Source organism: Parvibaculum sp. (genome assembly GCF_035325945.1).
Taxonomy (GTDB): Bacteria; Pseudomonadota; Alphaproteobacteria; order Parvibaculales; family Parvibaculaceae; genus Parvibaculum.
This window is the reverse complement of record NZ_DAOKYX010000030.1, coordinates 1-14,850: the sequence shown is the minus strand read 5'-3', so window position 1 is coordinate 14,850 and position 14,850 is coordinate 1. Positions and strand designations below refer to the sequence as shown.

The following is a 14,850-nucleotide window of genomic DNA, read 5'->3' as shown; positions in this document are numbered from 1 at the left end:
CTCAAGATGGGCGAATTCGGAGGGAAGGACTGTGGAAATCTGTAGCAATTGGTGGCAGCGGCCCTGCTGCCCCTTGGCCGGACCCGCGTTCGACGCGAAGATGATCCACGCGCCATCTGGTCATGGGTCAGAATTTTCTTAATGATAGGGGGCGTAGCATGATCTCGACTTCTTTTTTCAGGCCGGCTGCATCTGGACACAGAAACGATGGCACCGGCGCGTTGCGTCAGAGCGTTTCCGTTTACCGCGATCGATCAGGCCAGCACGTCATGAGGGAGGAAGGGGCCATGTTTCCATCCAGCGCATCAATCGGCACCGGCGAAGGTCCGATGGAAGGCACCGCCTCGCTCCTGCTCGTGGATGACGACCCCGAGATCCGCAGCGAGTTGCGGGAATATCTGTCGGCACACGGCTTTGCGATTTCGGAAGCGCATGATGCGCGCTCCGCGCTTGCGGCTTGCGCGCAGCACCGCTTCAGCCTCATCGTGCTCGATCTCTGGCTCGGCAAGGATAATGGCTTCGACCTTCTGCGCGAGATCAGGCAGACCCATTCGACGCCATGCATCATGGTCACGGCCCATGGCGAAACGACGGACAAGGTCGTCGGGCTAGAGCTTGGCGCCGACGACTACATCGTGAAGCCGGTCAATCTGCGCGAACTTCTCGCGCGCATCCGCGCGCTTCTGCGCCGCTCGGGCGGATCGGGCCCCAATGCACAGAAGGCCAATGCCCCGAAGACCGAGGGCAGCGACGGCAATTCCTGGCACTTCGATCCCGTGCGGCGGAACCTCCTGTCGCCGGAAGGCGAGCTGGTCCCCCTCACGACCGCGGAATGCGACCTCCTCATCGAACTCGTGGCCCATGAAGGCCGGCCGCAAACGCGGGAAGATCTCTGCCGCCGCGTCTTCAACAGGCAGTGGCAGCCCTATGATCGCAGCCTCGACAGCATCGTCGTCAAACTGCGCCGCAAGCTCGAGCCCAATCCCGATCATCCAATGGTGATCAAGACGATCCGCGGCAAGGGATATCTCTTTACAGGCTTTCCGTCCGAGACGTGACGGCGCGATCTTCCGCCGCGCGCGGCAGGCAAAGCGAGACGAAGCCGCCGCGCGCGTGATTGCCGAGCGTCAGCCGGCCGCCGCTTTCACGCACGATCGCATCGCATATGGCAAGCCCGAGCCCCGTGCCCTGCTCCGCCGGCTTCGTGGTGAAGAAGGGTTCGAGCACACGCTCGATGATCCCGGGCGGGAAGCCGGGCCCGCTATCCTCGACGCGCAATTCGACCATCATGCCGTCATCGGCCTCCATGGCCGCAATGCGGATGGCGCGCTCTCCATCAGCGTCCTGTCCTTCGGCGCCGACACCCGAAATGGCGTCGACTGCGTTCTGGATGAGATTGGCAAGAACCTGCTCGATCTGGAGACGATCCGCCTCGACGGAGAGGCCGGGCGCTATATCGAAGGTTATTTCAACGCCTGCGTGGTCCGTCACATGGCGGATCATCGCCACGACGCCCTCGGCCAATTCGAGCAACTCGACCGGCTCGTTATCGCCAATGCTCTTGCGGCCGAAGCGGCGCATGCGATCTATCACATTCGATGCGCGCTCGACCTGCGCGAGAACGCGCGCGATCTTCGCTTCCGCCATGGCGGGCGTGAAGTTCGGCAGGTCGAGAAGCGCTTCGAGGTTCTGCGTGGCGAGCGAGATGGTGTTGAGCGGCTGCTTGAGTTCATGGGCGATGCTCGCCGACATCTGGCCGAGGGCCGCCATCTTCGCGGTTTGCGCAAGCTGGGCCTGTTCCTCGCGAAGCAGAAGAGCCTGCCGCAACAGGAGGCCGGAACGCTCGGCGAAGGAAATGGCGGCGGGGCCGAAATCGCCGCGCGAGGCGCAGAGGAAATAGGCCGATTGCGACCTGAGCGGCAGGGCGAGAGCCAGGAAATTCTCGCCCTCCATCCCCAAGCGATAGCGGATCGCCTCGCCCATCTCCTCCTCGCCGCCGTAAAGTTTCAACGAGGTTTCGGCGAGGTCACGCGCCAAGGTTCTTGCAATCGGCGCATAGGACGCATCGAGCGTCGAACGGAAAGGCGCGAGAATACGCAGCTGCCCGTCGAACCCTGCCTCGATGATCATGGCGTCGCTGGCCCTGATCCCTTCTGCAAGCAGCGCCGTCAGCCGGGCCAGCTTCTCGCGCGATGTCGAGCCCGCGAGCAGGAGGCGCAAGCCTTCGAGCATGGCCTCGGCCTCGATGCGCATCTGCTCCTCGCGCGCGCGCGATGCGCGAACCTGCGTCAGCGCCGTCGCCGCTTCATCCGCAAAGCCTGACGAGGCCCGCATGTGAAGGCAACTCAGCGTACCAACAAAGGCATGGTCATGCGCACTATCCGCCTCCCGCCTCAAGCCCGAGACATGAAATCTCTGACCCTCGATGGCGGGCACGGCGTCGAACCTCGCGCTCAGGCGAGCGACGCGCCCTTCCGCGCACAGGAGATCGAAAAGATTTCTGCCGCCCGCGCCCACGATCACGGAATCGAGATTTCTGCCCTCGATCGCGGCGGCGATATCGCTTCTCCTATTGAAGATGCGGCGACAGCGGATCACGCCGGCGCTCGTCGCCTCCCAGACGATATCGACACCGAGCTCGAGCCAGGACAAGGCATCCTGATTGCTCTCGACGAGGCGGCGCTGCCTCAACTTCTCGAAGCGACCACGCGCGACGCGGCCGAGCGCGAGAGCGACGAGTTTCACGATGGCGCGCAGCCTCTCCGCCTTTTCGTCCGAAGGCGGCTCTCCCGAAACGAAGAGCCCGGCATGGCTCTCCCAGCCCGCACTGGAAGCAACCTTCCACAGAAGCCCTGCTCCGCGCCCGCCGCTCAGCGGCTCCAGCTCTCCCGGATTTTGCCGCGCGCGAGCGAACCAGGCCGCGAAGTTCCCATCCTCCGCAAGGCCGAATGTCTCGCCTCCCGCCTGCCAGGCGATAACGGGGCGCACGCTCGGCTCGGCGCTCACTTCGCAAAGCGCGTAGATCGTTCCATGGTCGGAAGCGGAAAGGAGACCGGCGACTTCCGCGAGCGCCTGTCGTAGCTCCATGGCATCGTCGATGCCCGAGATACGAAGCGCGATCTCGACGAATGCGCGATCGACCTGCGGTGATCGCTCGCTGTCGCCCTCCATCGCTTGCCGTTGCCCGGCTGACACCGTTTCGACCATCCGCCGCCTCATCCTGCCGGATCCCGAACGATGAATGTCGTCGAGATAGGCGGCATGTCGGTGAAGTCGGGAACGAAAGGCAGGTTTGAAAATCGCCGGTCGGAATAGGCGATGCTGATCCGGATCACCCTGCCCGCGCCGGTCGTGCCGATATTGGTGACGGAGACAGTCGCCCGCGCCGGATCGACGAGCGGCGCATAGGCATTGAGCGCATAGGTGATCGCGGAGGTCGCGAGCGTCGACCGTTCCGCATCGGTGATCCCGCCGACCGCTGCGCGCCCGCCCTCGGCCACCGCATAGCTCAGCGCGATGCGCGTCGCGAACTGAAAGCCGAGAGAGACGATGCCAAAGAGGATCATCAGGAAGACGGCCGCGACGATCGCAAACTCGATCGCGGCCGTGCCCCGCCGATCGGCCAGAGCGCGATGCGCGGTGCGCGCAAGGATACCGCGCGCACCGACCACCGTCCTGTCGAGGTCTCGTGTCATGAGGTCCCGATCCGGAGCCACATCAGGGCGTCCCCGGTGCGGCCGATGCGAGATCGGTCTTCACCGACGTGAAGACGCTTTTGAGGCTCGAACCGATCCCTCCAGTCCCGCCGACGATCGCCCAGAGGCCGACCACGATACCGGCGGCAAGCAGACCGTACTCAACGGCGGAAATGCCGCTCTCGTCCGCGAAAAACTGCTTTGCAACGGATTTCAAGTTCGACGTAAACACTGCTCTCCTCCATTTGGCTATAGGGCCAAGGCCCTTGTGCAGCGGCACATCCTCTCTCTTGCATGTCCTCCCTCAGGCTACTCCCGTTCCGTGTGAGCTATTGTGCTCATTCTTCGGTTTGTGTGAGCGAAGCGAAATGTCATTGGCGCGCTCCGCTGTCGCGGCTCCCTCGTCAGGGTTGAGCCATGCTGTCACTGTTGCGCGGTTCCAGCGGCTTTCCGATCCCGTCGAGATAGTTCCTGTAAATCCGCTCGGCTTCGGCGCCGCTCATCGCGGGCGCCGCGTCTTTCGAGGGCGCTGCGGCCGCGAGCTGCGCTTTCATCACCTGCTCCGCCTGAGCGGACTCCTGTGGCGGCGGCATGGCGCAGGCCACCAGACAGAAAGCCAGCGACGGGAAGATGCAAATTCCGATCAGCCGCTTCATCTTCTATCTCCTTCCCTCTGCCGTCATTCGAGCTTCGATTTCTGCCGGGCGCGAACCCAGTCCACGGCGAACTTCTGCACCGCGGCGCGTTCGCGCGGCATCTCGATGCTGTCGAGTATCTGCCGGGCTTCGTCGTCCTTGCCGGCCATCAGAAGCGCGAGCACGAGATTGTTGCGGATCGACACCGATGACGGGTCGATTTCCTGTGCCTGGCGCAAATTGAATTCGGCCCGGGGCAGCGCGTCACCGCCAAGGTGAAGCTCCGCGAAGCCGAGATTGTTGAGATAGTCGGCACTCGACGGGCGGGCGGCCACGGCCTGCGTGAAATTCTTCTCCGCATCGGGCCAGAGGCTCTTCGCCGCGGCCACGCGGCCGAGCCCGTTGAAGCCCGCGGCGGCAAGCTCCGTGCCCGTGAGATCGGAGAATGCAACCGCGGCTTCGTCGTAGCGCCCGACGCCAAGCAGCGCTTCTCCGCGCAGCCGCAGGTAGCGCGGGGTCTTCGTTTCCGCCACTGCATACTGATCGAGATATCCGAGCGCGGCGCGATATCGCCCCTGATCTATCAGCCCCTCGACGATGGTCAGATAGAGCGTGGCCGATGATGCGTCGCCAAGAGGCGCTGCCGCATTGCCCGAGGAATCGAGCGCGTCCATCGCGCCGAGAGTGTGCTTGTCGCAAGCGCCAAGGAGAAGCAGCGACAGGGATGCGGCAACGAGAATGCGTATCTGTCTTTTCATTTCGGTTGAACCTTATGCGCCTTGACCGCGACCGAGCGGAGCGTGTCGCCCACATCGACGACCGCCGGACCGAGCAGCACGACGAGCAGAACCGGCACGAAGAAGAAGACCATCACCATGGTCAGATATGTCGCGCGGCGGCCGCCTTCTTCCCGCGCGCGGGAGAGGCGCCGTTCCGCAAGCTCCGTCGAGTAGCGCCGGAGGCTCGGCCCGAGTTCGCCGCCATGAAACATCGCCTGCTTGAGAAGGCTTGCGAAATCAACGCCTTCATCGACCGCGAGGCGCTGGCCAAGCCTGTCGAGCGCCGCGTCATATGGCAGACCTGAATCGACATCCGCTATGTGCTTGACGAGAACGGCTGAGGTCGTCGGCGCCGAGCGGGCCGTCACGCTCGCCACATAGTGCAGGCACTGATCGATGCTGACGCCGCTGTCGAGCACCATCAGAATGAGGTCCAGAACCGAGGGCAGTTCGCGCTGGATGCGCCGCGCGCGCCGCTCACCCACGACTTTCACAAGGATGAGCGAACAGCGATAGACGAAAAAGGCGAATATCAGCGCGAACAGGAGGTCGACGTCCTGCCCGCCGCGCCAGATCAGAATCGAGACGAAAGCCGCGAACGAGATCAGGAGGCGGAGCGCAAGGAAAACATATGGCGCCGCAGGCGAGAAATAGCCAGCCTTCGCAAGCTCGTGCCGGATCTGCCTCGTTGTCGCCGTCTCGCCGGAGAGCTTTCGCCCCGCCCTTTCGAGCCATTCAATCGACAGATGAAGAATATTTCGGCCGGTATGTTCGCCGCCCATCAGTATCGCGAGCCGCGTCCCCGAGCTGCGCTGCCGGATGATGGCCGACGCCGAGATCAGAATGGCCAAGCCCCCCGCGCCGACGGAGAGCGCCGCCACGATCCAGTTCAGCCCCGGCAAGACGGTCAGCATCACGGCCACCTCCGTCAATAAGTCACGCGAACGATCGAGCGCATGAGCAGGATGCCTATCGCCTCGGAAATCGCGGCATAGATGAGCATCCTGTGGCCCGCCGGTTCGCGGATGAAATATTCCATATATTCCGGGTTCGTCATCATCACGAGCGCGCTTGCAACCAGAGGCAGAAGTCCCAGGGTCCAGGCGCTTGCGCGAATTTGAGACGTGTTGGCGCGGACCTCGCGGTCCACCACGGCGCGCCGATGAATATTCTCGATCAGATTTGCGAGCACGGCCGTCAGCGAGCCGCCGAAGCGGAGGTTCGTCTCGATGGCGGTGCCGAGAAGGCGCACTTCATGCAGATCGAGATCGTCGGCGAGCTGATTGACGCTTTCGGCGACGCCCGCGCCATTGGCGATGCGCCGGACGGTCGGCGAATAGAACTCGACGACGATCGGGGGCGAAGACTGGGTCGCGCGGGCGAGCGCGACGGAAAGACTGTTCCCGACGATCAGAAGTTGACGCAACCTGTCGAAGAACCCGGCCGTCGCGGCAGCGAGTGCATCCATTCGCCGGGTGGCCATGTAGTCGACGACGCCGAATGCCACGGCGACGAGCGTGACGGCGATCACCGTTGCCGCAGCCGGGCCAAGAGCGACGGCAAGGAAGATCCAGACCAACGAAAGCCCGATAAGCGCCGACGATGCGCGCGCGCCATTGACGGCGATACCCGCCTGGAACAGGCGGCGCACGAGCCAGCGCGGGAGAAGTCTGTCGATGTCGCGCAGACGGGCGGCGAGTGCGGGACTTGCCGCTGGCAGCTCGCGGTCGCCCGCAAGCTCGGACAGGCGCTGCCTCGTTGTGGCCGCCCTTATTCCGCGTCGCCACTCCGCGACGGCGAGAACACCGCCCGCGAGACAGAGAACAGCCGCCATTGCCGTAACGATCTTCAGCATGCCCATGCTTCCGGTCCGGCTAGACAATTCGCCGGCTCTGGAACCCCTCCTTCTTTTCTCCCGCCGCGAAAATCTCGCGCATCGAATATGTCGCGCCTTCCATGCCCGTCACCTCGCAGATCGCGGCGATGCGGCGGATGCCGCCGGTCTGGCGCTGGACATGCACGACGATATCGATCGCGCCGGAGATGAAACGGCGAACCGCCTGAAGGTCGGCCGAGAACCCATGAAGGCCGATCAGCATTTCGAGCCGCTCCAGCGCATCGCGCGGGCCGTTGGCGTGGATCGTGGCCATCGACCCGTCATGTCCGGTGCCCATCGCCTGCAGCATCTCGATTGCCTCGCTCGAGCGCACCTCGCCGAGGATGATCCTGTCCGGCCGCATCCGCAGGACGTTGCGCAGCAGGTCCCGCGAACTCACTTCGCTCGCGCCATCGAGCGAGGCGGGCCGCGTTTCCAGCCTGACGACATGCGATTGCTGCAATTGAAGCTCCGCCGCATCCTCTATGGTGACGAGGCGTTCCTTCGGGCCGATATAGGAGCTGAGCACGTTGAGCAGCGTGGTCTTGCCGGAGCCGGTTCCGCCGCAGATGAGAATGTTCCGCTTGCCGCGAACGGCATCCGAAAGAAAGGCCAGCATCTCCGGCGTCAGCGCCTGACCGCGCACAAGGTCCTCGCCCGTCAATGGCGTGCGCTTGAACTTGCGGATGGAGACGATGGGCCCGTCGAGCGCCACGGGCGGGATGATGACATTGACGCGCGACCCGTCCGGCAGGCGTCCGTCCACGTAGGGCGTGCCTTCATCGACACGGCGGCCTATGGGGCTGACGATGCGCTGGATGACGTTCATCAGATGCGTCGTATCGCGGAAGCGCGCCGAAACAGGCTCCAGCTCGCCCCGGCGCTCGACATAGATGTTGTTGGGACCGTTGACGATGACGTCGTCGATTTCCGGGTCGTTGAGAAGCGGTTCGAGCGGGCCGAAGCCGACGATCTCGTTCTGCACGTCCTCGATGAGCTGGGCACGCTCCATCAGATTGAGCGCGATGCCGCGCGACATCAGGACGACGGATATCGCTCTGGCGATTTCGTCCTGAAGCACGGCCCGCGGGATGGCCTCGCCCTGAACGCCCTGCTGTTCCAGATATTCGAGCGTCAGATCGAAGACACGAAACTTGATCTGCTGATAGCGATCCGACACGCCGATGGCCGAAGCGGCGCTCAGCGAGACGCGATCATAGGGCTCGAGGGGCTTGCTCATGGCAGGATCCCCATGAGCTTTCGCGCCCAGACGCGCATCGGCGCATCCTGCGTCCGACGGGCGGCATCGGGCATCAGTCCGAGTTCGGCGAGACCCCTCGCCAGTTGATCGGCATATTCCGACGGCCCTGAAAGGCTCAGCGGCACGCCGCGATTGACGCTTTCGGCGAGCCCGTCCCATCTCGCAGGAAGCCGCATGGCGTGGGCAGTGCCGAGCGCATCGCAGATTTCCGCGAATGAGGGGGTGAGTGCTGGCGCCATCTCATGCACGGCGAGACGGGGCTCCAGCGCCGAGGGGCGCAATGCGTTGACCCTGCGCAGAAGCTCGCCCGTCGCCTTGATGGATGTGAGGCGCTGATTGCAGGAAAGGAGGATCGCCGCGCTCGCCGCCGGCAGGCCGATCAGATCCTCATTGCGGGAAAAGGGCCCGCAATTCACGATCGTCACCTCGTAGAGCGATTGAAGGATTTCGAGCAAGGCCCGCAGGTCCTGCATGTCCACGGCCCAGCCGTCGTCGTCCCCGTAGAGCGACAAGGGCAGCACATAAAGGCCGGAGCGCGGACAGCGCGCGATCGCGCCGTCGAGAAGCGCGCGGTCGAGCCGCGCCATCTCCCGCACCGCGTCGTTCACGCGGAACTGGAGGTCGATGCCGAGCGCAATCCCGGCATCGCTCGCAGGCAGGGAAAGATCGACGAGGATCACGCCATCAGCAGGACGAGAGGCCGCGAGCGTACAGCCGATATTCACGCCGAGATCGCGGCACTCGTCGTTCGGCGCGGCGCTCAATATTGCAACCATGCGGCCGCGCTCCGCCTTCGCGCTGCCGATGCGTGATGTCAGGTGCCGCAGCAGGACGAGCTTGAACTCGCGGTCGTTGGCGTCCCGGTCGATGAAATCCTGCGCGCCCGCGCGCATGGCCGTGAGGATGAGCTGCGCGCCCATCTCATTGCCGACGACGATGACGGGCGTTTCCGGGTCGAACCATTGCCGGATGGCGTGGAGCCGTTCGTAAGTCGTCTGTGCGCCTGTGCGCGCCTCGCTGTCGACGATGACGGCCGCCGGGCCGAACTGTTTCGCCGTGTCTGGAATGTTGTCGAGGATGGGATCCGCGCGCAGCACCGTTGCAACCTGATCGAGCGCGCGCTTCACCCTGTCGCCAAGCGCCTGGTCGCTGGAAATGAGAAGCAACCGCTGCATCTTCCTACCTCATCAATCCGTACTGCACGATATGGTCGTCGAGCTGGGATGTGTTGAGCAGCATGCTGCCGAAGCTCTGATCATATTTCGGCAGACCTTCGCCCGGCAGTTTCGGAACGCCTCCTGCCGCCATGGGCGAGACGAGATGCGGCGTCGCGATGACGATCAGTTCCTGCCGCTGGCGGCTGTTGTTCGTCGTCTTGAAGAAATTTCCGATGACCGGCAGGTCGCCGATCCCGGGCACCTTGTCCTCGAGATTGGACGAGCTGCTATACATGAGGCCCGCCAGCACGAAGCTCTGTCCGTTTCCGAGTTCCACCGTGGTTCTGGTCGATCGCGTTCTGATCGCCGGAATCTTGAACCCCTGAATGGAAATGCCGTTTGCCGGATCGAGTTCGCTGACCTCCGGGCTCACCTTCAGCACGATGCGGTCATTTTCGAGCACAGTGGCCTCAACGCCGAGCTGAACGCCGAATTTCTTGTACTGGATGGTGATCGCGCCATTCGTCGCGCCGGACTGCGGAACGGGTATGGGAATTTCGCCGCCGGCCAGAAAGTCGGCCTGCTCGCCGCTGCGCACGAGCAGAGTGGGTTCGGCGAGCATCTGGGCGAGATTGGCTTCGCTCAAGGCGCTCACGACACCGAGAAAATTGTTCGAGCCCGGCCAGGACAGGAGAAGATTGAAGGCTTCGGCGACGGGGAGCGTCGGGTTGAGGTTCAGGCCCGAACCGTTCGTATAGGTGGGCGCGACCGAATTCGGCGTCGTCGAGGCGAATTCGAAATTGCCGCCGAGCGTCCTGAAGTTGAGGCCCAGGGCCTTCAGCGTGTTCACCTGCACGGCGGCGAAGCGGATTTCCACCGCCACCATGCGCTGATCCGCGATCTCGACCATGTTGTTCACATTCTTGCCGACATAGCCGAGCGCGAGATCGCCGAGCCGCGCGCGATCCGCAAGGCTGTAGACCCTGCCCTTCAGCGCCGTCGTCTTGCCCGTGTTCGACACCTTGACCTCGGCGAAGGACGGATCGGCGGCGAGAGCCGCTTCGAGCCCCGCAAGATCGGCACCGACGACACATCGGTAGGAGACGCTGCGGCCACCTCCCGCGAACCACACAGTGAGATCGGACGAACCGGAATTCTGCCCCAGCAAGCGCAGCTCGCGCGAATTCACCACCTTCACGTCCACGACTTTCGGATCGCTGATCGCGATGCGGTCGACGGTCTGATCGAGCTTCAGTATCTTCTGCCCGCCGAGCGGGACCTGCATGGCCGCCGCTTGCGCGGCCAGCGCGGCGCCCGCTCCGGCGCAAAGGCTCAGCAGCAGGGCAATTCCCGCCATGACGGAAAGAGACCTGCGCCACGAATTTTCTACATACCGCATTTCAACTTCCATGGTTCGGCCGCATGGGACGCGGCTTCTCAACGGTCCGTCGTGACGCTCGTTGTGGTCGCACCTGAATAGATCGTGATCCGATGCCCCGGCGATGCCGCGCCCTCCTTCTTCACCGTCGAAGCGGCAACGGCGCGAAGATCAGGCGACATTGAATCGAGATCGGACAGGCCGACCAGACCCTGCGGCGCGACCTCGCTGTCGGACGGATTGCGGATGGCGAGCGCGATCCTGCCGAGCCGGTCTGCAAGCGCCAGGCGCGCCACGGCATTGGGCGTAACAGCGAGCGTAACCGTGCGCACACCGTTGAGCGCGTCCGGCCCGCTCGTCACGAGCTTCTCACCGACGGCGAGCACGGCGATATTCTGGAGGAGAAGTGCGCTCTTGCTCTGATCGCCTTCGCCATGCGCCGGATCGGCGCCCTGCGCGCGAAGCGCACCGGGCAGCGTCACGAAGACATCGACGCGATCGTTGACGCGCAGAAAGCCGCCAACGATCTGATCCTCGCTCACGCGTACGGAAAAGGCGCGCTCGCCCGCCGCAACAAGGGCGGCAACGCCGGCCGCAACCTTTTCCTCGCTCAGCGCGCCTGAGAGGACGATCTGGCCGGGGAGAATATCGCTGGTCGCGACACGACCGATGACGGGCGGCGCGTCTGTGAAACTGCCCAATGGCGCGGGTGCCGCCACTTCGCGAAGCTCGAGATCATCGGGCCGGACGACGCTTCCGCGTCGGATTTCCTGTTTTGCAAAGAGAATGGTTGCAGTCGAAATCCGTTCCGGCGAGGCATGAGCCGGGGCGCTCGCCTCCCGGCTTCCTGCATGCCGCGTACTGACATTGACCCAGACGAGCGCGACGGCGGCCAGAATGAGCGCCATCCCCAGAAAGAGAAGTGTCAGCGGGTTCCTTTGGATCCTCTGAACAAATCTCATCGTCTCACCCCCTCATCACTCTATGGACGGGTATCCTCCGCCAGGATCACTCCACTCAATGGCGTCGGGGCACAAGAACTGACGATTTCACTTCGCGCCATCTGACACCAGATTGCCTACGAATTGATTAGCGACCAAGAAAATATCCACATTGGAGCGCATGGCAGATCGAAGTGTAAACATATTTGGGGCATTGGCCGCCGCGAATGCAACGCCCACGAATCATTAGGCCGACGGTTATTTCAATTTTATGGGAATGAATTTCAAAATACTCCGTCACCGGATGGCGTGGTGAGCTGAAGACTTCACCACAATATAATTGTGGATTTGCGAATTCGATGCGTGTTTTGTCGCTTTTTAAGGCAGCGAGTGCGCGTGCCGAATGTTCCGGGCGACGACCAGCCATCCGCCCACGCACAAACAAGACAGTGTTGACGCGTTTCGACACTTGTCGACAAGGATCGCACACTGCTTCCCGTGTTATCCAGATTAAAGACAGGATTCGTCTTTTTCCTGGCTCCGCCGCCTGTACGATTTTTCCGCCGCCGCCCGCCCAATGCGGGACAGACGCGCGCGAAGATCGTTCAGCGGAGGGAGCATGTCGATCCGAAAGAAATTCATCGCCGTCGCATCAGGCTGCGTTCTTGCTGCGCAGCCGGCGCTCGCCGCGCCCTCTCCGCTCAACGCGCCGGCACCGGGCAGCGTTCTGGCGCCGCCGCTGCCTTCGCCCGAACTGCCGCGCCGCGAAGCGCCGACACTGCATGAAAATCTCGGCCTTCCGGACGGCGCCAATCAGGTTCTGAATTTCCGCATCTCGCGGGTGCGGATCATGGGCGCGACGGTCATCGACAGAGCCGTCATCGCCCGCGAGTTCGACAGCCTCATCAACAAGCCGATCAAGGCAAACGATCTGCGTGCCGCTCTCGATCGCGTCAACAAGCTCTATGATGACGCGGGCTATGCGCTCGGACGCGCCTTCGTGCCGCCCCAGGTCATGCAGGGCGGAACGCTCATCATTCGCGTTGTCGAAGGCTATATCGGCCGGATCGCCATCGAAACGGACAGCGAGGCGGTGCGCGCGAGCATCGAGAGCTTCAGCAAGCGCATCAGCGCGGAAAGGCCGCTCAGAAAGGCGACGCTCGAACGCTATCTTCTGCTCATCAGCGACACACCCGGCGTCAAGGTCGGCGGGCAGCTCACCGGAATGAACATCTATACCGGCGAAGCGACCATGGCGCTCAAGGCCGAGCATGACCTTTTCACGCTCGACACCACGCTCGACAACCGGGCCAATCTCGGCAGCACGCCCTTTCAGACCTACCTCACCGGCTCCGTGAACAACGCGCTCGGCAATGGCGAGCAGCTTTCCATGACAGTGCTCGCCACCCCGCAGATCAGCACGAACCAGTTTTTCCGTCTCGCCTATTCGACCTTCATAGGCTCCGATGGCATGCGGGCGACGATCGGCGCGTCCTATGCGAAGTCGCGCGCCGAAAACCTTCCCTCGATATTCGATCTCGACGGCATGAGCAGCGGCATCGACGCGGCGATCAGCTATCCGTTCATCCGTTCGATCGAGCAGAACCTCATCGGCACGGCCGGGATCTATGCCACGCAGGCCCATAATGATCTCAACGGTGTGCGCTTTTCGGAAGACGCCATACGCGCCGCCTATGCGGATGCGAGCTACTCGGCACGCATCGGAACCCACGCATCCTTCGGCACGCGCCTGCGGATCACGCAAGGCTTCAGCATATTCAGTGGCGGGCCCGAGAACCGCGTACACTCACGTCTCGGAGCGGAGCCCCGCTTCTTCAAGGCGCATGCCAGCGCCAGCCTGTCCTATGCGCTGACCGAAAAGCTTGCCGTCACCGGCAGCGTGGAAGGCCAGTACAGCCCAGACTCGCTTTACGCCTCGGAGGAAATCGCCTTTGGCGGCGCGCGTTTCGCGCGTGGCTACGACACTTCGGAAGTTTCGGGCGACAGCGGCTATGGAAGCTCGATCCAGCTTCAATACCGTCTCGACAGCGAAATGCTCGGCGGCTGGACGATCACGCCCTACACATTCGTCGATCATTCGCATGTCTATAACAAGCCCGTCGATCAGCAGGGCAATGCGCAACTCGTTTCCACCGGCATAGGCACGACTTTCTCGAACCGGAAGTGGCTCGCCATCGGCGTCGAACTCGACAAGCCGCTCAATCGCGATGTGGCGTCTCGCGGCAACAGGGACCCGCGTCTCTATTTCTCGGTCGAAGTCCGGCTCTGACGGAAAAGCGATCGCACTCGCGCGACAAGAAAAAGCCCGAACCGAGGTTCGGGCTTTTCAGTTTTGAAATGCGGGGGGAAGAGCGAATGCGCGAAGCGTCCGCTCTCCGGCCATCACGGCTTTCCGAGAAGCCCACCCAGGGCCGAGCCGATACCGGGAAGGCCGCTCACCGCATCCGTCACCGGGCTCAGGCCGCCTGTCAGGGCGCCCGTTCCGGGCAACGCGGCCGACCCGCCCGCCGGAAGGCCCGGCAGTGCGGGCAGCGCTCCGCCGAGCGGGCTCGGCGCATTGCCCGCCAGGACATCAAGCGCCTGCAAGGCGCCGCTGCCAAGGGGCGCGAGCGGCGGGTCGCCCGCCGGCATCTGTGAGCCGATGGCGCCGGACGATCCGCCGGCCAGCACCGATGGCGCGGCGCCTTGCGTTCCGACGAGATTGCCGAGGAGGTCTGTGCCGAGCAGAGAGGCGACGACACCGCCCGTTCCCGTCACGCCGAGTTGCGGGACTTGCGAGAGCCCGTCGGTGAGCGTCGATATGGGCATTGCCTGCGCCACCGGCGCCAGCAGCGGATCGGCGACATGGTTTCCGAGCACGGCGCCCAGAAGGCCGTCATTGCCGCCCGCGACACCGGCCGGGATCAATCCCTGGCCTCCCAGCAACGCGCCGCCAAGATCGGCGCCCGTGAGATCGGCGAGGAGCCCGTCCGAGCCCGTCACACCGAGGCCGCCATTGAGCACCACCGCATTCGGATCGCCAGCCGCCGCCGCGGCCAGCTCCGGCACGAGCCCGCGGCTGGTCCCATCGGGCGAGGTGCCGAGGATCTGCGAAATGGCGTTGTCGC

Annotated in this window: 13 protein-coding genes and 1 pseudogene; 2 read left to right on the top strand and 12 right to left on the bottom strand. The window is 63.7% G+C overall.

The window, feature by feature from the left end:
• Positions 1-287 precede the first annotated feature (287 nt).
• Positions 288-1,058 (top strand): response regulator transcription factor, encoded by a 771-nt coding sequence (locus PKA57_RS12545; RefSeq protein WP_324301055.1) that lies wholly within the window; start codon positions 288-290, stop codon positions 1,056-1,058.
• On the opposite strand, the gene PKA57_RS12540 is transcribed toward PKA57_RS12545, so the two are convergent.
• From PKA57_RS12540 to cpaB, 11 genes are all read right to left on the bottom strand, one after another.
• Complete coding sequence (locus tag PKA57_RS12540; RefSeq protein ID WP_324301053.1) at positions 1,033-3,207, bottom strand: ATP-binding protein; 2,175 nt, start codon at positions 3,205-3,207, stop codon at positions 1,033-1,035. The two genes, PKA57_RS12545 and PKA57_RS12540, sit on opposite strands and share 26 nt — an antisense overlap.
• An 8-nt stretch (positions 3,208-3,215) precedes the next feature.
• Positions 3,216-3,695: a TadE/TadG family type IV pilus assembly protein gene (locus PKA57_RS12535; RefSeq protein ID WP_324301051.1), complete on the bottom strand. Its 480-nt coding sequence runs from the start codon at positions 3,693-3,695 to the stop codon at positions 3,216-3,218.
• A 22-nt stretch (positions 3,696-3,717) separates the two neighbouring features.
• Positions 3,718-3,927, bottom strand: coding sequence for a Flp family type IVb pilin (locus PKA57_RS12530; protein ID WP_324301049.1), 210 nt, complete (start codon positions 3,925-3,927; stop codon positions 3,718-3,720).
• A 172-nt stretch (positions 3,928-4,099) separates the two neighbouring features.
• On the bottom strand, positions 4,100-4,351 hold the full coding sequence (locus tag PKA57_RS12525) for a hypothetical protein (protein WP_324301047.1): 252 nt from the start codon (positions 4,349-4,351) through the stop codon (positions 4,100-4,102).
• A 23-nt stretch (positions 4,352-4,374) separates the two neighbouring features.
• Positions 4,375-5,088: a tetratricopeptide repeat protein gene (locus PKA57_RS12520; RefSeq protein ID WP_324301045.1), complete on the bottom strand. Its 714-nt coding sequence runs from the start codon at positions 5,086-5,088 to the stop codon at positions 4,375-4,377.
• Positions 5,085-6,023: a type II secretion system F family protein gene (locus PKA57_RS12515; RefSeq protein ID WP_324301043.1), complete on the bottom strand. Its 939-nt coding sequence runs from the start codon at positions 6,021-6,023 to the stop codon at positions 5,085-5,087. The genes PKA57_RS12520 and PKA57_RS12515 overlap by 4 nt, the downstream gene beginning before the upstream one ends.
• Before the next feature lie 14 nt (positions 6,024-6,037).
• Positions 6,038-6,964, bottom strand: a complete 927-nt coding sequence (locus tag PKA57_RS12510; protein WP_324301042.1) for a type II secretion system F family protein — start codon at positions 6,962-6,964, stop codon at positions 6,038-6,040.
• 19 nt (positions 6,965-6,983) lie between these two features.
• The gene (locus PKA57_RS12505) at positions 6,984-8,225 is read right to left on the bottom strand and encodes a CpaF family protein (protein ID WP_324301039.1); all 1,242 of its coding nucleotides are present in this window, start codon (positions 8,223-8,225) and stop codon (positions 6,984-6,986) included.
• Entirely contained in the window at positions 8,222-9,421 is a 1,200-nt protein-coding gene (locus PKA57_RS12500; protein ID WP_324301037.1) for a hypothetical protein, read from the bottom strand. Before PKA57_RS12500 ends, PKA57_RS12505 begins: the two co-directional genes overlap by 4 nt.
• Before the next feature lie 4 nt (positions 9,422-9,425).
• On the bottom strand, positions 9,426-10,760 hold the full coding sequence (locus tag PKA57_RS12495) for a pilus assembly protein N-terminal domain-containing protein (protein WP_324301035.1): 1,335 nt from the start codon (positions 10,758-10,760) through the stop codon (positions 9,426-9,428).
• An 80-nt stretch (positions 10,761-10,840) separates the two neighbouring features.
• Positions 10,841-11,743: a Flp pilus assembly protein CpaB gene (gene cpaB / locus PKA57_RS12490; protein WP_324301033.1), complete on the bottom strand. Its 903-nt coding sequence runs from the start codon at positions 11,741-11,743 to the stop codon at positions 10,841-10,843.
• A gap of 598 nt (positions 11,744-12,341) precedes the next feature.
• Between cpaB and PKA57_RS12485 the strand changes: the two genes are divergently transcribed.
• Complete coding sequence (locus PKA57_RS12485) at positions 12,342-14,012, top strand: ShlB/FhaC/HecB family hemolysin secretion/activation protein (protein WP_324301030.1); 1,671 nt, start codon at positions 12,342-12,344, stop codon at positions 14,010-14,012.
• A 113-nt stretch (positions 14,013-14,125) separates the two neighbouring features.
• On the opposite strand, the pseudogene PKA57_RS12480 reads toward PKA57_RS12485, so the two are convergent.
• Positions 14,126-14,850, bottom strand: a pseudogene (locus tag PKA57_RS12480) (hypothetical protein); the annotation flags it as partial.